The sequence below is a fragment of the Streptomyces sp. NPDC059248 genome, from assembly GCF_042753905.1.
GTDB lineage: Bacteria > Actinomycetota > Actinomycetes > Streptomycetales > Streptomycetaceae > Streptomyces.
This window is the reverse complement of the sequence record NZ_JBHYZV010000079.1, coordinates 1-19102: the sequence shown is the minus strand read 5'-3', so window position 1 is coordinate 19102 and position 19102 is coordinate 1. Positions and strand designations below refer to the sequence as shown.

Sequence of the window (19102 nt, the reverse complement as noted above, 5' to 3'; positions counted from 1 at the left end):
ATCACCGCTGTGCGTTGCTGAGCGCCAGGTCGCGCAGTGTGTCGAGCAGCCCTGCCTCACGAAGGTGGTCGATCGGGATCGACGCCAGCAGGCCGCGGATCTCGGCCTCCTCCGAAGCGGGCTCCGTCGCCTCCGTGGCGGCTTCCGCCGTCGCGGCCCCGGCCTCGGGCTCCACCAGCGTGAGCAGGTGCCGGGCGATGGCGCCGGCCGCGGGGTGGTCGAAGACGAGGGTCGACTCGACCTGCAGGCCGGTGACCCGGCTGATCCGGTTGCTGAGTTCGACGGCGCTCAGGGAGTCGAAGCCCATTTCCTGGAGGGGGCGCTCCGGCTCCACGGCGTCCGGTGCGTCATGCCCCAGCACCGCCGCGACCTGCGTGCGCACCAGGGTGAGGACGAACTCCTCGCGGTCCGCTTCGGCCACGCCCGCCAGCCGCTCGGCCAGCGATTCGCCGGCCCCCGCCTCCTGGGCGGGCGCCCGGACGAGTCCGCGCAGCAGCGGGGGCAGCATCCCCGCGGCCGCCTGGCCGCGCAGGGCGGCCAGGTCGAGCCGCACCGGCGCCAGCAGCGGCTGGTCCAGCTCCAGCGCGTGATCGAGCAGTTCGAGACCCAGCTCCGCGGAGAGCGGACGGACACCCATCCGCTGGAGCCGCGCGAAGTCGGCCTCGCCGAGCTGGCCGGCCATACCGGCCTCGTTCGCCCACAGGCCCCAGGCCAGGGAGGTGGCCGGGAGTCCGGACGCGCGGCGCCGGGCGGCGAGCGCGTCGAGGGCGGCGTTGGCCGCCGCGTAGTTCGCCTGTCCCGGGCTGCCGATCAGCGAGGCCACCGAGGAGAAGAGGACGAACGCGGAGAGTTCCATGTCCGCCGTGAGCTCGTGCAGGTGCCATGCGGCATCGACCTTCGGGCCCATCACCCTGGCCACCTGGTCCGCGGTCATGGACTCGACCACACCGTCGTCGAGCAGACCTGCCGCGTGGACGACCGCGGTGAGCGGCTCGTCCAGGGAATCCAGCAGCCGCGCCACCTGCTCGCGGTCGGATACGTCGCACGGCTCGACGCGGACGGAGACGCCGAGCGCCTCCAGGTCGGCGGCCAGCTCCGCCGCCCCCTCGGCGGCCGGGCCGCGCCGGCTCACCAACAGCAGCTGCTCGGCGCCCCCCTCGGCCAGGTGCCTGGCGAGCTCGGCCCCCAGACCACCGGTGCCACCGGTGATCAGGACGTGGCCGTCCAGGCGCGCCGGGGTGGGAACCGTCAGCACCACCTTGCCGATGTTGCGGCCCTCGCGAAGGAAGCGGAACGCGTCCTGGCTCTGCCGGATGTCCCACGAGCGCACCGGCGAGAGCTTCAGCGCGCCCTGCCCGAACAGCGCGAGCAGCTCGCCCAGCATCTCCTGGAGCCGGTCGGGACCCGACTCCATCAGGTCGAAGGACCGGTAGGCCACGCCCGTGTGGTCACCCGCCACCACCTCCGGGTCGCGTACATCGGCCTTGCCCATCTCGATGAAGCGGCCGCCGCGCGGCAGCAGGTCAAGGGAGGCGTCGACGAAGTCCCCGGACAGCGAGTTGAGTACGACGTCCATACCCGCGCCTTCGGTGGCGCCGAGGAACGTGTCCCGGTACGTGAGGTCACGCGAGGACGCGATCCGCTCCCGCGCGACCCCGAGGCCCGCCACGGCGTCCCACTTCGGCCGGCTGGCGGTGGCGAACACCTCCGCACCCAGGTGCTGGGCGACCTGGACGGCCGCCATGCCGACGCCGCCCGCCGCGGCATGGATCAGCACCCGCTCACCGGCCCGCAGCCCGGCGAGGTGGACGAGCCCGTAGTAGGCGGTCAGATAGACCACCGGAACGGCGGCGGCGTCGGTGAACGACCACCCCTCCGGCATCGGGGCCACCATGCGCCGGTCCACGACGGCGACGGGGCCGAAGGAGTCGCCGACCAGGCCGAAGACACGATCGCCGGGCGCCAGGTCGGTCACATCGGCGCCGACCTCCAGCACGGTGCCGGATGCCTCGGTCCCCATCTCGGCCTTGCCGGGGTACATGCCCAGCGCGATCAGGACATCGCGGAAGTTCAGGCCGGCGGCCCGTACCGCGATCCGTACCTCGTGCGCGTCCAGCGGGCGGTCACCGTCGGAGGGGAGCATGGTCAGATCGTCCAGCGAGCCCGAGCGCCCGACGGACAGCCGCCACGCGCCCTGGGGCAGCGCGGTCGTCCGGCCCAGCCGCGGCACCGTCAGCCGTCCCTCGCGCACCGCCAGCTGCGGCTCGTCGAGTCCGGTCAGCGCGCCCCAGTCCGGCTCGTCGCCGCCGTCGAGGTCCACCAGGACGATCCGCCCCGGGTGCTCGGACTGGGCGCTGTGCACCAGACCCCACACCGCCGCCTGCGCGACATCCGGCCGCTCGTCACCGACGGCCACCGCGCCCCGGGTCACCACGACCAGCCGGGCATCGGCGAGCAGATCGCTCACCAGCCACTGCTGCACCAGCTCCAGCGCGGCGGTCGCGGCCGTCCGCGCGGCCCCGTCCGACGCCCCGGCGGGGGTCTCGACCGAGGCGAGGACGACGGCGGGCACCGGCGCGCCCATGGTGATCTCGTCCTCCAGCGCGTAGAGGTTCACAAACCGCTCGCCCGCCAGGGCCGACTCCCCGAGGACCGCGACCCGGGCCGCGTCCCCGCCCGAGACGGGCACCGGGGTCCAGTCGACCTGGAACAGCGACTTCTGCGCGCCGGAGCGCGCCCCGCCGAGCTGCGCCGGGTCCACCGTGCGTACGGCGAGCCGGTCCACGCTCACCACGGGCTCACCGCTCTCGTCGGTGACCGCGATCCGTACCGCCGAATCACCGTCCGGCGTGATCCGCACCCGGCCCCGGGTGGCGCCGGACCTGCCCAGCCGGACACCCGACCAGGAGAACGGCAGCCCCACCGAGTCACCGGGGCGTACATCCACCATGCCGCCGTGCAGGGTGGCGTCGAACAGGGCGGGGTGAATTCCGAATCCGGTGCCCGTGGCGTCGTCGGAGAGCGCCACCTCGGCGAAGATCTCCTCGCCCGCGCGCCACACCGCGCGCACGTTCTGGAACACCGGTCCGTAGTCGAAGCCGATATCGGTCAGCAGCGTGTACAACTCCCGCGCCGGCACCGCCTCGCCGGCCGGGGGCCACTCGGCCCCGGCCGCTCCGGGCTGTTCGGCGTCGGCCACCAGACGCCCCCGGGCGTGGCAGACGGCCTGCCGCGACTCCTCCTCGTCCGCGGAGTCGGGCCAGGAGTAGACGGTGACCTCGCGGGCGCCGTCCTCGCTCTGCGCGCCGACGGCGACCTGGACGAACCGCGTCACTCCGTCGTCGAAGGCCATCGGCGCCTCCAGGACCAGCTGGTCCAGCGCCGGTCGGCCGACCTGGCGCCCCGCGGCCATGGCCAGCTCCACCAGGCCCGTGCCCGGCATCAGCGTCACACCGAGGACGACGTGGTCGCGTATCCAGGGGTGGGTGTCAGTGGACAGGCGGCCGGTGAAGACCCACTCGTCCCGGTCCCCGACCTGTACCGCCCCGGCCAGCATCGGATGCTCGACCGGCAGCAGCCCGGCGGCCGCCGCGTCACCGCCGTCCACGCCCGTCTGCCAGTACCGCTCGCTCTGGAAGGCGTAGGTGGGCAGGGCGACGCGCCGCGCGCCGGTCCCCGTGTAGAAGGCGGGCCAGTCCACCGGCGCGCCGGCCACGTGCGCCAGGCCCAGGAAGGCGGCGAACGTCGTCGGCTCGGAGTGCTTGGCGCGCAGCGCGGACGCGAAGACGGCACCGCCGCCGGCGGGGACGCACTGGCTCGCCATGGCCGAGAGCACCCCTTCGGGACCCAGCTCCAGGAACCGGCGGACACCCAGGTCGTACAGCGTCTGCACACCGTCGGCGAAGCGGACGGCGTGTCGCACATGCGCCACCCAGTAGTCGGCGTCGCACAGTTCGGACGACACCTGCTTGCCGGACACGTTGGAGATGACCGGGATCCGCGGCTCGGAGAACCGGATCCCCTCGGTCACCGTACGGAACTCCGCCAGGATCGGTTCCATCCGCGGGGAGTGGAACGCGTGGGACACCCGCAGCCGCGTCGTCTTGCGCCCCTCCACCCTCGGCAGCCACTCCTCGACGGCGTCGGCGTCACCGGAGACCACCACGGCCCGCGGACTGTTGACCGCCGCGATCTCCAGACGGCCGTCGAACCCGGCCAGGGACTCGGCGACCTCGCTCTCCGCGGCCTGTACGGCCACCATCGCGCCCCCGGCGGGCAGGGCGCCCATCAGCCGGCCCCGGGCCACCACCAGGGCGCACGCGTCCGGCAGCGACATCGCGCCCGCCACATGCGCGGCGACGATCTCCCCCACCGAGTGCCCGATGAGGAAGTCGGGGCGGACACCGAGCGACTCCGCCAGCCGGAACAGCGCGACCTCGACGGCGAACAGGCACACCTGGGTGTACTCCGTCGAGTCCAGCAGCGCCGCCTCGGCCGAACCCTCCTCGGCGCTCAGCAGAGCGCGGACCGGGCGGCCGACCAGGGGGTCGAGCTCTGCGCAGACCTCGTCCAACGCCGTATCGAACCGCGGGTACGCCTTCGCCAGCTCGGCACCCATCCGGGCCCGCTGCGCCCCCTGGCCGGTGAACAGGACCGCCGTCGCGCCACCGACCGGGCGGCCCTCGACGACACCGGTCGCGGGCTCGCCCGCGGCCACGGCCGTCAGGCCCGCCAGCAGTTCCGCCCGCTCCGACGCCACGACGACCGCGCGGTGCTCCAACTGCGCCCGTGTGGTGGCCGTGGAGAACCCGGCGTCCGCCGGCGAGATCTCGGGGCGCTCCGCGAGATGTGCCAGCAGCCGGTCGGCCTGGGCGCGCAGCCCCGCGTCGGTACGGCCGGACAGGGCCACCGGCACCGCGGCCGACGGCCGCTCGGCCACGACGGGAGCGGCGGCCTCCGCGGCCGGCGACTCCTCCAGGATCACATGCGCGTTGGTGCCGCTGACGCCGAAGGACGACACACCCGCACGCCGCGGCTGGTCGGATGCGGGCCACTCACGGGCCTCGGTCAGCAGCTCCACCCCGCCTTCCTGCCAGTCGATATGCGGGGAAGGCTCGTCCACGTGCAGCGTCGCGGGCAGTACCCCGTGCCGCATGGCCTGCACCATCTTGATCACACCGGCCACACCGGCCGCCGCCGAGCTGTGTCCGATGTTCGACTTGATCGACCCCAGCAGCAGGGGCTCCTCGGACCGCTCGCGGCCGTAGGTGGCCAGCAGGGCCCGCGCCTCGATCGGGTCACCCAGGGTCGTGCCGGTGCCATGGCCCTCCACGGCCGCCACGTCCGACGGCCGGAGGTTCGCGTTCGCCAGCGCCGCCCGGATCACCCGCTCCTGCGCGGGGCCGTTGGGCGCGGTCAGGCCGTTGCTCGCGCCGTCCTGGTTCACGGCGGTGCCCCGCACCACGGCGAGCACCTCGTGACCGTTGCGCAGCGCGTCCGAGAGCCGCTCCACCACGAGCAGCCCGACGCCGTCGGAGAACCCGGTCCCGTCGGCGGCGGCCGCGTAGGACTTGCACCGCCCGTCGGGAGCCAGCCCGCGCTGCCGGCTGAACTCCACGAACAGGAACGGTCCGGCGAGTACGGTGACGCCGCCGACCAGGGCCAGGGAGCACTCCCCCGAACGCAGGGCCTGCGCCGCCAGGTGCAGCGCCACCAGCGAGGAGGAGCACGCCGTGTCCACCGACAGGGCCGGGCCCTGGAGCCCCAGGGTGTAGGAGATCCGGCCGGACACGACACTGGTCGACTTGCCGGTCAGCCGGTAGCCCTCCAGCTCGGGCAGGGCCGCGCCGTAGTCCGAGGTGATCACGCCGCAGAAGACGCCGGTGTCGCTGCCGCGCAGCGACACCGGGTCGATCCCGGCGTGCTCCAGCGCCTCCCACGCCGCCGGCAGCATCAGACGCTGCTGCGGGTCCATGGCCAGCGCCTCGCGCGGGCTGACTCCGAAGAACTCCGCGTCGAAGTCGGCGGCCTCGTCGATGAAGCCTCCACCGCGCGTGGACACCTTGCCGAGCTGGTCGGGGTCCGGGTCGTACATCCGCTCCGCGTCCCAGCCGCGGTCGGTGGGCATGTCCGAGACGGCGTCGCGCCCCTCGGCCACCAGCTCCCACAGGTCCTCGGGCGACCGCACGCCGCCCGGGTAGCGGCAGCTCATCCCCACGATCGCCAGCGGTTCACCGGCCTGGCTGAGGATGCGCTGGTTCTCCTGCCGCAGCCGGTCGGTCTCCTTGAGCGACGTGCGGAGCGCCTCGACGAGGTCGTTCTGTTCGATGGTCATGACTCGTTCACCTTCATGTCGGGGCGCCCCGGGGCGTCCGCGTTTCGGCTGTGGCACAAGTTCGGGTGGGAAGAGGGGGCTATCCGGCGCCTCCCGCGGCCATGCGGATGAGGGCCGCAGCGTCCATGTCGTCGATCGACGCACGGGCCTGGTCCGCCGGAGCGCTCGCGGGCGGCTCGTCGTCCGCCAGCGCGCGCAGCGTGTCCAGCAGCCCGGCCCGGCGCAGCCGGGCGACGGGGATCGACGCCACCAGGGCGCGGATGTCCTCGTCCTGGGAGCCGTGGTCGTTCGCGACGGGGTCCGGGGCGATGACCGAGAGCAGGTACTGCGCGATCGCCTCGGGGGTCGGATGGTCGAAGACCAGCGTGGCGGGCAGGCGCACATCGGTGGCCCGGGTCAGACCGTTGCGCAGCTCGACGGCGCTCAGCGAGTCGAAGCCCAGGTCCTTGAACGCCCGTCCGGGCTCGACGGCGTCCGCGGAGGCGTGGCCGAGTACGGCGGCGACCTGGGCGCGTACGACATCGAGCACCACCCGCTCGCGATTCGCCCCGGTTTCGCCGGCGAGCCGCTGCGCCAGCGACCGCACGGCCTCGGTCCGCCGCGCCGGCGCCAGACCCCGCAGCAGCGCGGGCAGCGACCCGCTCCGCGCCTGGGCCCGCAGGGCGGCCAGGTCGAGCCGCACCGGCGCGAGCAGTGCCGCTCCGGCCGCGACGGCCCGGTCGAAGAGGGCGAGACCGAGCTCGGCCGAGATCGTTCCGATGCCGATCCGCGACAGACGGGCCAGCGCGGCCTCGTCCATCTCCCCGGTCATGCCGGTACTGTCGGCCCACAGGCCCCAGGCCAGCGAGGAAGCGGGCAGCCCGGCCGCCCGTCGCGCCGCGGCGAGCGCGTCCAGCGCCGCGTTGGCCGCACCGTAGTTCGCCTGACCCGGGCTGCCGATCAGCGCCGCGGCCGAGGAGAACAGCACGAACGCCGACAGGTCCATCCCGGCGGTCAGCTCGTGCAGATGCAGCGCCGCGTCCACCTTCGGCCGCAGCACCCTCGCGACCTGCTCGGGGGTCAACTGCCCGACGACACCGTCGTCCAGCACACCGGCGGTGTGCACGACCGCGGTCAGCGGTCGGTCGAGCGACGACAGCACCTCGGCCAGCTGATCGCGGTCGGCCACGTCGCAGGCGAGGACCCGGGCGTCGCAGCCCGCGGCGCCCAGCTCGGCGACGAGGTCGGCGACGCCGTCGGCCGCGGGGCCGCGACGGCTCACCAGCACCAGATGGCGCGTCCCGTGCCGGGCGGCCAGGTGCCGGGCGACCCGGGCGCCCAGACCGCCGGTGCCACCGGTGATCAGCACCGCGCCGTCCGGGTCCAGCGCCACGGCGTCCGGACCGCCGGCGGCTCGTGCCAGCCGCGGCGCCAGCACCGTGCCGCCGCGTACCGCGAGCCGCGGCTCGTCCAGTTCGGCCAGGGCCGCCCAGTCCGGCTCGCCGGCCGTATCGCTGCCGGCGGGGGTGTCGACGTCCACGAGCAGAACCCGTCCGGGGTGCTCCGCCTGCGCGCTGTGCACCAGGCCCCACACCGCGCCCTGGGCGACGTCCGCGGTCTCGCCGTGCACGGACGCCGCGCCGCGGACCACGACGAGCAGCCGGGACTCCCGCAGGGGTTCGGCCGCCAGCCAGTGCCGGACCAGTTCCAGCGCCCGTACCGCGGCGCTGTGCACCGAGTCCCCGGTGGTGGCGGCCTTGTCCCCGTCGGACGTCGCCACTTCGGCGAGGACGACGTGCGGCACGGGTGCGCCGTCGGCGATCGCCCGCTCCAGCGCCGGCAGGTCGCCGAACCGCTCCCCGGAGGCGGCGAGGTCCCCGAGGACCGCGATCTTCACACCCGCGGACGAATCCGCCGACGTACCCGCGGACACGGCCGTCCAGTCGACTCCGAACAGCGAGTTCGCCACGTCGCGCCGGCCGCCCTCCAGCTGCGCCTGCTCCACCGGGCGCATCACGAGCCGTTCCATGGTCAGGACCGGTTCGCCCTGCTCGTCGGCGATCTCGACACGGAACGCCGAGGGCCCGGCCGCGGTGATGCGGGCCCTGACCCGGGATCGTCCGGTCGCGCCCATCCGTACGCCGGTCCACGAGAACGGGAGTACGGCCGAGACGTCTTCGCCCTGTTCGAGCAGTGAGCCGTGCATGGCGGCGTCGAAGAGGGCGGGGTGGATGCCCCAGCCCCGGCCGTCGGTGTCCTCGGGCAGCGCCACTTCGGCGTAGACGGCGCGGTCGGCGCCGTCCCCGGCCTGCCAGACGGCGCGCACGCCCTGGAACATGGGGCCGTAGTCGTAGCCGAGGTCGGCCATCCCGGTGTACAGGGTGTCCACCGACGCGGGCCGCGCCCCTTGGGGCGGCCACGGCGTCTGCCACCGCGAGGCCGGCTGGTCGTCGCGCGCCAGCAGGCCCCGCCCGTGGCAGGTGGACTCGGGCTGCTCGTCGCCCGGAGCGCTCTCCGGGCGCGAGTACACCGCCACCTCTCGTCGGCCGTCGCCACCGGCCGGGCCGACGGTGACCTGGATCTGCCGGGTGGCGAACTCCTCCAGCAGGAGGGGCGCGGCCAGCACCAGTTCGTCCAGGACCGGGGTGCCGACCTGGCGCCCGGCGGCCAGGGCCAGCTCCACCAGGGCGGTGCCGGGGACGATGGTGACGCCGAGGACGACATGGTCCTTCGTCCAGGGCTGGGTCTCGGTGGACAGGCGGCCCGTGAACAGCCACTCGTCCCGGTCACCGAACCGCGTCGCGCCGACGAGCAACGGGTGCTCGACCCGTCCGAGCCCGGCGGCGGCCACGTCACCGGCCCCGGAGGCACCTGCCGGAGCGAGCCAGTAGCGCGCCCGCTGGAAGGCGTACGTCGGCAGTTCCACCCGCCGGGTCCCGGTGAAGTAGGCGGGCCAGTCCACCGATGCCCCGGCGAGGTGCGCCCGGCCCAGGAACGTGGCGAAGGTCCGCGTCTCGGAGCGCTTGGCCCGCAGGGTGGGGAGGAACACCGTCCCGGCCTCGCCGTCCAGGCACTGGCGGGCCATCGCGGTCAGCACCGCGTCGGGACCCAGCTCCAGGAACCGCCTCACGCCCAGCCCGTACAGGGTCCGCACACCGTCGTGGAACCGTACGGCCCGCCGCACATGGCGGACCCAGTACGCCGCGTCGAAGTCCGGCACCACTTCGCCCGAGACGTTGGACACGATCGGGATCCGCGGCTCCGCGTACCGCAGTCGGCGCGCCACCTTCTCGAACTCGGCCAGCATCGGCTCCATCCGGGGCGAGTGGAACGCGTGCGAGACCCGCAGCCGTGTCGTCTTCCGCTCCCGCCAGTGGGGGAGCCACTCCTCGACCGCGTCCTGGTCACCGGAGACGACCACGGCCCGGGGGCCGTTCACCGCCGCGATCTCCAGGCGGCCCTCGTATCCGGCCAGCGACGCGGCCACCTCGTCCTCGGAGGCCTGTACGGCCGCCATCGCGCCACCGGCCGGCTGGGCGCCCATCAGGCGCCCGCGGGCCACGACCAGCTCACAGGCGTCGGCGAGGGACAGGGCACCGGCGACGTGGGCGGCGGCCAGCTCGCCGACGGAGTGCCCGATGAGGTAGTCCGGCCGCACACCGAGCGATTCGAGGAGCCGGAACGTCGCCACCTCGACGGCGAACAGCGCCATCTGGGTGTGCTCGGTGGCGTCGAGTGAGCCGTCGGCGGCGGCCAGCAGCTCGCGCACCGACCGGCCCGCACGCGGGTCGAGTTCGGCGCACACCTCGTCCAGGGCGCGGTCGAACGCCGGGTAGGACGCGGCCAGTTCGAGGCCCATACCGGGCCGCTGCGAGCCCTGGCCCGTGAACAGGAAGGCCGTCTTGCCGTCCGTCGCGGACGTGCCGTCGACCACCGCGGCCAGCGCCGTCAGCAGTTCCTCCCGCTCCCCCGCGACGACCACGGCGCGCCGTTCCAGCAGCGCTCGCGAGGTCGCCGCCGAGAACGCCACATCGGCCAGGGGCAGCTCCGGCCGGGCCAGGAGGTGGTCTCGCAGCCGCTCGGCCTGGGCCCGCAGGGCCGCGTCGCTCTGGGCGGAGAGGAGCAGCGGGATCGCGGGCGATCCCCCGGGCAGAGCCGGCTTCTCGGCCAGGGTCTGCTTCCCGTCGTCCTCGGGGGGTGTCTCGTCCTTGATGACGGTGGGCGCCTCGTCGTTCGCGGCGGGCGCTTCCTCCAGGATCACATGCGCGTTGGTGCCGCTGACGCCGAAGGACGACACACCGGCCCGTCGGGTCCGCTCGGCGGCCGGCCACTCCCGCGCCTCGGTCAGCAGCTGGATCTCGCCCGATGCCCAGTCGACGTGCGGGGAAGGCTCGTCCACATGGAGCGTCGCGGGCAGTACCCCGTGCCGCATGGCCTGCACCATCTTGATGATGCCCGCGACTCCCGCGGCGGCGGAGCTGTGGCCGATGTTCGACTTGATCGAGCCGAGGGCCAGCGGTGCGCCGTCGCGGTCGCGGCCGTAGGTGGCCAGCAGGGCCTGCGCCTCGATCGGGTCGCCCAGGGTGGTGCCCGTGCCGTGGCCCTCGACGGCGTCCACGTCGGACGGCCGCAGCCGGGCGTTGGCCAGGGCCTGACGGATGACGCGCATCTGGGACGGCCCGTTGGGGGCGGTCAGTCCGTTGCTCGCGCCGTCCTGGTTGATCGCACTGCCGCGGACCAGGGCCAGCACGCGGTGTCCGTTGCGCCGGGCGTCGGACAGCCGCTCGACCACGAGCAGCCCAAGACCGTCGGAGAACCCGGTGCCGTCGGCGGTTGCCGCGTACGCCTTGCACCGGCCGTCGGGGGCCAGGCCCCGCTGCCGGCTGAAGTCGATCAGCAAGTCGGGCGCGGTCATCACCGACACACCGCCCACCAGGGCCATCGAGCACTCTCCGGCGCGCAGCGCCTGTGCGGCCAGGTGCAGGGCGACGAGCGAGGAGGAGCAGGCCGTGTCCACCGACACCGCGGGCCCTTCCAGGCCCAGGCTGTAGGCGACGCGGCCGGACACGACGCTCGTCGTGGTGCCCGTCAGGTGGTATCCGTCGGTCTCAGGACGGACCGAGGTGCCGTAACCGGAGTTCACCGCGCCGCAGAAGACTCCGGTGTCCGTGCCGCGCAGTGAACTCGGGTCGATGTCCGCGTTCTCGAACGCCTCCCAGGCCGCCTCCAGCAGCAGTCGCTGCTGCGGGTCCATGGCCAGCGCCTCGCGCGGGCTGATCCCGAAGAAGTCGGCGTCGAAGTCCCCGGCCCCGTCGATGAATCCGCCGGCCCGGGTGTAGAGGGTGCCGGGGCTGTCCGGGTCCGGGTCGTAGAGCCGCTCCAGGTCCCAGCCGCGGTCGGTGGGCAGCGCGGTCATGGCGTCCCGCCCGGAGGCCACCAGGTCCCACAGTTCGGCCGGTGAGGACGCGCCGGGGTAGCGGCAGCTCATGCCGACGATCGCCAGCGGCTCATCGGTCTGTGCCGTCGCGGTGCGCGGGCGGGCCGCCGGGCGGGCCGGTTCGTCGTCGATCCGGTTCCCGACCATCTCGCTGAGGAGCAGCCGGGCGACCGCCACCGGGCTCGGATGGTCGAACACGAGTGTGGCGGGCAGTCGCAGACCGGTGGCCTGCGCGAGCCGGTTGCGCAGTTCGACGGCGCTGAGGGAGTCGAAGCCGAGCTCCCTGAAGGCCCGCTCCGGGTCGATCGCCGCTGCGGAGGCGTGCCCGAGTACGGACGCGATATGGGTGAGCGCCAGCTCCAGTACGACCTGTTCGCGATCGGCCTCGGGGACGTCGGCGAGCCTGCGGGCCCATGATCCGCCCGTCGCGACCGACCGGGCCGGGGCCTTGACCAGTCCGCGCAGCAGCGGTGGGAGCAGGCCCGCGCGGGCCTGGGCCCGCAGCGCGGCCGGATCCAGCTCGACCGGTGCGAGGAGGGCGGTGTCCGTGCCGAGCGCCAGATCGAACAGCGACAGCCCGGCCTCGGCCGTGAGCGCGGAGACACCCATCCGCTCCAGCCGCGCGAGTTCGGCCTCGTCCAGCTCGCCGGTCATCCCGGTGGCATCGGCCCACAGGCCCCACGCCAGGGACGTCCCGGGCACCCCCGCCGCGCGCCGCCGCTGGGCGATGGCGTCCAGTGCGGCATTGGCGGCGGCGTAGTTCGCCTGTCCGGGGCTGCCGATCAGGGCGGCCACGGAGGAGAAGACGACGAACGCCGACAGGTCCGCCGTGGCGGTCAGCTCGTCCAGGTGCAGGGCGGCGTCGACCTTGGGCCGTACCACCCGCTCGATCTGCTCGGGAGTCAGCGACTCCACGACGCCGTCGGCCAGTACGCCGGCGGAGTGGATCACCGCGGTCAGCGGGCGGTCCAACGACGCCAGCAGTGCGGCGAGTTGCTGCCGGTCGGTGACGTCGCACGCGGCGACGTTCACCTGGGCGCCCAGCTCCGCGAGCTCGGTGGCCAGTTGCCTGACGCCGGGGGTGTCGGGGCCGCGACGGCTCACCAGCAGCAGATGCCGGGAGCCGTGCCGCCGCACCACATGCCTGGCGAACAGCGCGCCGAGGCCGCTGGTGCCGCCGGTGATCAGCACCGTACCGTCGGGGTCCAGCGGGGCCGGGACCGTCAGGACGACCTTGCCGACGTTGCGGCCCTCCCGCAGGAAGCGGAAGGCCTCCTCACTTCGGCGGACGTCCCAGCGGCGCACCGGCATATGCGTCAGCACACCCTGCTCGAACAGCGCGACGATCTCGGCCAGCATCTGCTGGAGCCGGTCGACCCCGGCGTCGTCGAAGGTGTCGAACGCCCGGTAGCGCACACCGGGGTGCTCGTGGACCACGGCCTCCGCGTCACGGAGGTCGGTCTTGCCCATTTCGACGAAGCGACCGCCCTCGGACAGCAGATGGAGACCGGCGTCGACGAATTCGCCCGCGAGGGCGTTCACCACCACGTCCATGCCGTTGCCGCCGGTCGCGTCCGTGAATGCCGTCCGGAAGGCGAGATCACGGGAGGAGGCGATCCGCTCGGCGGGCACGCCCAGCGCGCGTACGGCGTCCCACTTGGCCGGGCTCGCGGTCGCGAACACCTCGGCACCGAGGTGGCGGGCCAGCTGCACGGCGGCCGTTCCGACGCCTCCGGCGGCGCAGTGGATCAGCACGCGCTCGCCCGGACGTACCCGGGCGAGGTCGACGAGTGCGAAATACGCCGTGAGATGGGCGACCGGCACGGACGCGGCCTCGTTGAACGACCACCCCGACGGCATCGTGGTGATCAGCCGGCGGTCCGCTACGGCGAGCGGGCCGAAGGACTCCAGGACACAGCCGAACACCCGGTCTCCCGGGGACAGGTCCGCCACCCCGGCGCCGACCTCGACGACGACGCCGGCCGCCTCGCTGCCCAGCGGCACCTCACCCGGGTACATGCCCAGCGCGCTCAGTACGTCGCGGAAGTTCAGCCCCGCGGCACGGACCGCGATCCGCACCTCGCCGTCGTCCAGGGGACGGGCGCCGTCGGACGGGACGACGGTCAGATCTTCCAGTGAGCCCTTCCGCCGGATCGAAAGCCGCCACGCGTCATCGGCCGGCGCTGCGGGCGTCCGGCCCAGGCGCGGCGCCAGCACCCGGCCTTCCCGCACCGCGAGCTGGGGCTCGTCCAGGTCCAGCAGGGAGCCCCAGTCCGGAAGGTTGCTCTCTTCCGGTCCTGCCGGGCTCTCCAGGTCCACGAGCAGGAACCGGCCGGGGTGTTCGGACTGGGCGCTGCGGACCAGGCCCCACACCGAAGCGTGGGCGACATCCGGCGAAGCCCCGGTCGCCTGCTCACCGGCGGCGACTCCACCGCGGGTGACGACGACCAGCCGGGAGCCGCCGAACCGCTCGCCCGCCAGCCACCGCTGCACCAGCGTCAGCGCGTCGACCGCGGCCGTGGTCGCGTCCGCGTCACCGGTCGCGATCGGGGCGACGACCGCCTCCGGCGCGGCCGCGCCGTCGGCCAGCGCCTGCTCCAGCGCGTCGAGGTTCGCGTGATCCGTGCCGAGTACCGCCACCGCGGCAGGGCGCGGCGAGGCGGCGACCTCGGTCCAGTCGAGACGGAACAGCGAGTTCGCGTGGGCACCTCGGGTACGGTCGAGTTGTCCGGGTTCGACCGCCCGGAACACGAGCTTGTCCAGGTGCAGCACCGGCTCGCCCTGCTCGCCGACGACGTCGATACGCAAGGTGGACTCACCCGCGTTGACGATACGGACCCGGGCCGTGGTCGCGCCCGTCACACCGATTCGGACGCCCGACCAGGAGAACGGGAGGACGACCGCGTCGCCCGGCTCCTTCTCAAGGAGCCCGCCGTGCATGGCGGCGTCGAGCAGCCCGGGGTGCACGGTGAACCCGCCCTCGTCCGCCCCGTCGGGCAGCGCGATCTCCGCGTACACGGCGTCCTGTGCGCGCCACAGCGCCCGCACACACTGGAACATCGGACCGTAGTCGTAGCCGAGGTCGGCCATCTGGGCGTAGAGGGCGTCCACCGAAGCGGGTTCGGTGCCCTCCGGCGGCCACACCTCCTGCCAGGCAGCCCGCGGTACGGTGGCCGGCTCGGGCTCCGCCGTCAGCCAGCCGCGCCCGTGGCAGACGGCCTCGGTCGGCTCATCGTCGGCGCCGCTTGCCGGTCGCGAGAAGATCGCCACCTCGCGGCGGCCGTCGTCCCCGGCCCGGCCCACGGTCACCTGGACCTGTCGTACGGCGTCGTCACCCAGCAGCAGCGGGGCCGCGAGCACCAGTTCGTCCAGTACGGCGCAGTCGACCTTGCGGCCCGCGGTCAGCGCCAGCTCGGCCAGGGCCACACCGGGCACGATGACGGTGCCGAGTACTTCGTGGTCCCGGGTCCAGGGCTGGGTGTCCTGCGAGATCCGGCCGGTGAAGACCCATTCGTCGCGGTCGCCGATACGGGCTCCCGCGGTGAGGACGGGGTGGTCGATGTGGTCGAGTCCGGCCATGGTGATATCGCCGGTCGTGGTGGTGGGGTCGAGCCAGAAACGCTGGTGCTGGAAGGCGTAGGTGGGGAGGGGAACGGACTGCGCACCGGCATCGGTAAAGAGGGTGTCCCAGTCGACGGCGACACCGGCGTTGTGTGCTTCCGCGAGGGAGGTCGTGAACCGCCGGACGTTGCCCTCGTGACGGCGCAGGGACCCGATCGCCGTGGCCTGCCCGTCGGTAGTGCCCTCGATCGCCATGGTAAGGACGGGGTGCGGGGACATCTCCAGGAACGTGGTCGCGCCGTTGTCGGTGAGGGCTCGGACGGCGGGCTGGAATCCGACCCGGGTCCGCAGGTTGTGGTACCAGTAGGCGGCATCGAGAGCCGCGGTGTCCGTGTACTCGTTACGTGCCGTGGAGTAGAAACGGATCCGGCCCGTGGAGGGTGCGACGGGGGCCAGGAGATCCAGCAGCTCGGGCTCGATGGCTTCGACATGCGCCGTGTGGGACGCGTAGTCGACCGCGATGCGCCGGGCCCGTATCCCCTCCGTCTCGCATACGGCGGACAGGGCGTCCAGATCACCCGGATCACCCGCCACCACGACGGATGCGGGTCCGTTGACTGCGGCAATGGAGACACGCCCCTCGTACGGGACGAGAAGCTCCTCGACCTCGTCGGCGGGCAGGGCGACGGACATCATCCCGCCGTGCCCGGCCAGACGGTCACGAACCAGACGACTGCGCAGGGCCACGATGCGTGCGCCGTCCTCAAGGGAGAGCCCACCGGCTACGCAGGCCGCGGCAATCTCGCCCTGGGAGTGGCCCACGACGGCCGAGGGTTCCACACCGTACGACCGCCACAATGCGGCCAGTGAGACCATGACCGCCCACAGCGCCGGCTGGACGACATCGACCCGCTCCAGAGTCGGAGCACCCTCGACACCCCTGAGGACATCGTCGAGAGACCAGTCCACAAAGGGGTCGAGTGCCTGGGCGCACTCGGCCATGTGGCGGGCGAAGACGGGCGAGGTGTCGAGCAGCTCGACCGCCATCCCGTCCCACTGCGAACCCTGCCCGGGGAAGACGAAGACCGTCTCGCCACTCGCGGGGCGACCTGTCACCACACCATCGACCGGTTCACCGGTCGACAGCGCGCTCAGCCCGGAAAGCAGGCTGTCGCGGTCAGTGGCCACGACGACCGCACGATGCTCCAGATGCGCCCGCGTCGTCGCCGCCGAGAAACCGACATCGATCAGGGACAGATCCGGCCGCATGGTCAGATGGGCCCGCAGACGATCGGCCTGCTCCCGCAGCGCCACCTCACTCCGGGCCGAAACCGGCACCGGCACCACCGACAGCGGCGCTACCACCCCGGGCTCGGTCGACACCCCATCCCCGACCGGCGCCTCCTCCAAAATCACATGCGCGTTGGTGCCGCTGACGCCGAAGGAGGACACGCCGGCCCGTCGGGGACGGTCATGCGTTGTCCACTTACGGGGCTCGGTGAGCAGCTCCACTCCGCCCGACGCCCAGTCCACATGCGGCGAGGCCTCGTCCGCGTGCAGTGTGCGAGGCAGTTCACCGTGGCGCAGGGCCTGGACCATCTTGATCACACCGGCCACACCGGCCGCCGTCGAGGTGTGACCGATGTTGGACTTGATGGAGCCGAGATAGAGCGGCTCGCCTTCGCGCTCGCGGCCGTACGTGGCAAGCAGCGCCTGTGCCTCGATCGGGTCACCCAGTACGGTGCCCGTGCCGTGGCCCTCCACCGCGTCCACATCGGACGGCCGCAGGCCCGCGTTGGCCAGCGCCGCGCGGATCACCCGCTCCTGCGAAGGACCGTTCGGCGCGGTCAGACCGTTGCTCGCACCGTCCTGGTTCACCGCACTGCCGCGCAGCACCGCCAGGACACGATGTCCCTTGCGCCGCGCCTCCGACAGCCGCTCGACCACGACCAGCCCGACACCGTCCGCGAACCCGGTACCGTCCGCGGACGCGCCGTACGCCTTGCACCGGCCGTCCGGCGACAGCGCCCGCTGCCGGCTGAACTCGACGAACAGGAACGGCCCGGAGAGGATGGTGACGCCGCCGACCAGCGCCATCGAGCACTCGCCGTCCCGCAGCGCCCGCGCCGCCAGATGCAGCGCGACGAGCGAGGAGGAACACGCGGTGTCCACCGACACCGACGGGCCCTCAAGACCCAAGGTGTAGGAGATACGACCGGATACGACACTGGACGTGGACCCGGTCAGCCGCAGCCCCTCGATCTGCGGCAGGCTGCCGGCCGGACCGACGGCGTAGTCCGAGGAGCCGACGCCGCAGTACACACCGGTGTCGCTGCCGCGCAGCGACGTCGGGTCGATACCCGCGTCCTCGAACGCCTCCCACGCCGTCTCCAGCAGGAGCCGCTGCTGCGGGTCCATCGAGGTGGCTTCGCGCGGGCTGATGCCGAAGAACTCGGCGTCGAAGTCCGTGACACCGTCGACGAAGCCGCCGACGCGTGAGTAGGACGTGCCCAGCCGGTCCGGGTCGGGGTCGTAGAGCCGCTCCAGGTCCCAGCCGCGGTCGGTGGGCATCTGCGTCATGCCGTCCCGCCCGGAGGCCACCAGCTCCCACAGCTCCGCGGGCGATGTCACACCCCCCGGGTAGCGGCAGCTCATGCCCACGATCGCCAGGGGCTCGCTCGCCCGGTCCTCGAACTCGCGCAGCCGGTCCCGGGCATCACCCAGGTCCACAGCCATCTTCTTCAGATAGCGGACGAGTTTTTCCTGCTGCTCGCCGCTCTGGGAGTCGGTGCCGCCACCCATGCTCATGTTCCCGTCCCTCGTCATGCTTCACCGAACTCGGCGTCGATCAGCTGGAAGACTTCGTCCACGGTCGCGGCGGCTTCGATCCGCCCACTCGTCCCCTGCCCGCCGTCCGTGAGTGCGGCGGCCATCGCACGCAGCCGCCCGGCCACGCGCTGCTTCTCCTCCGCGGCAGCCGCGGTGAGCAGGTCTTCGAGCTTCTTCAGTTCCACGTCGATGGGCGGCTCGGCGTCGTCGCCACCGCCCAGCTCGGTGAGGAGCAGCCGGGCGACGGCCGCCGGGGTCGGATGGTCGAAGACGAGCGTCGCGGGCAGCCGCACCCCTCCGCTCTGGGTGAGCCGGTTGCGCAGGGCGACGGCGCCGAGGGAGTCGAAACCGAGCTCCCTGAAGGGCCGTTCCGCGTCGATCGCGGCAGGGGAGTCATGTCCGAGGACGGCTGCCACCTGCGTCAGGACCAGCTCGAGTACGACCTTCTCGCGGTCGGCCTCGTCCACTTCCGCGAGCCGCTGTGCGAGCGACCCACCCGCCGGCTCCGTCGGCCGGGCCGGTGCTCTGACCAGACCGCGCAGCAGTGCGGGCAGCAGCCCGGCCTGTGCCTGGACCCGGAGGGCGCCGAGGTCGAGCCGTACGGGTGCGATCACCGTGGTGTCCATGGCGAGCGCCTGGTCGAAGAGTTTCAGGCCCTCGTCGTCGGACAGCGGGACCGCGCCCATCTTCCCCAGCTGGGCCAGTTCGGTTTCGTTGAGTCCGCCGGCCATGCCGGCGGTGTTCTCCCACAGCCCCCAGGCCAGAGATGTCGCGGGCAGCCCGGCCACCCGACGTACCTCCGCCAGCGCGTCCAGCGCCGCATTCGCCGCCGCATAGTTGCCCTGACCGGGACTACCGATCAGAGCAGCCACAGAAGAGAACAGGACGAACGCCGACAGATCCATATCCGCCGTCAGCTCATGCAGATTCCACGCCGCGTCGAGCTTCGGCCGCATCACCCG

The 19102-nt window shown here is 73.2% G+C and carries 3 protein-coding genes; all 3 read right to left on the bottom strand.

Translation table 11 applies throughout. The features are described 5' to 3' along the window. Position 1: 1 nt before the first annotated feature. Positions 2 to 6334 (bottom strand): SDR family NAD(P)-dependent oxidoreductase, encoded by a 6333-nt coding sequence (locus ACFXG1_RS27115; RefSeq protein WP_384744933.1) that lies wholly within the window; start codon positions 6332 to 6334, stop codon positions 2 to 4. Between the two features lie 79 nt (positions 6335 to 6413). After that, positions 6414 to 18119 carry an SDR family NAD(P)-dependent oxidoreductase gene (locus tag ACFXG1_RS27110; protein ID WP_384744931.1) on the bottom strand — a complete coding sequence of 3902 codons (11706 nt, stop codon included), beginning with the start codon at positions 18117 to 18119 and terminating at the stop codon, positions 6414 to 6416. A 14-nt stretch (positions 18120 to 18133) separates the two neighbouring features. After that, on the bottom strand, positions 18134 to 19102 hold a 969-nt coding region (locus ACFXG1_RS27105), incomplete at its 5' end, for a KR domain-containing protein (protein ID WP_384744929.1).